The organism is Pseudomonas ceruminis (assembly GCF_021602025.1).
Classification (GTDB): domain Bacteria; phylum Pseudomonadota; class Gammaproteobacteria; order Pseudomonadales; family Pseudomonadaceae; genus Aquipseudomonas; species Aquipseudomonas ceruminis.
In genome coordinates, this window is the sequence record NZ_BQHW01000087.1 from 1 (window position 1) to 306 (window position 306).

At 50.3% G+C, this 306-nt stretch carries 1 rRNA gene; it reads left to right on the top strand.

What is annotated here, in order from left to right:
- Positions 1–306: ribosomal RNA gene (locus L6D80_RS29930) — 23S ribosomal RNA — on the top strand; the annotation flags it as partial.

Genomic DNA, 306 nt, shown 5'->3' on the forward strand with positions numbered 1-306 from the left:
CGAGGCTGAAAAGCGTAGTCGATGGAAAACAGGTTAATATTCCTGTACTTCCAGTTATTGCGATGGAGGGACGGAGAAGGCTAGGCCAGCTTGGCGTTGGTTGTCCAAGTTTAAGGTGGTAGGCTGAGATCTTAGGCAAATCCGGGATTTCAAGGCCGAGAGCTGATGACGAGTTGCCTTTAGGCGACGAAGTGGTTGATGCCATGCTTCCAAGAAAAGCTCCTAAGCTTCAGATAACTGGGAACCGTACCCCAAACCGACACAGGTGGTTAGGTAGAGAATACCAAGGCGCTTGAGAGAACTCGG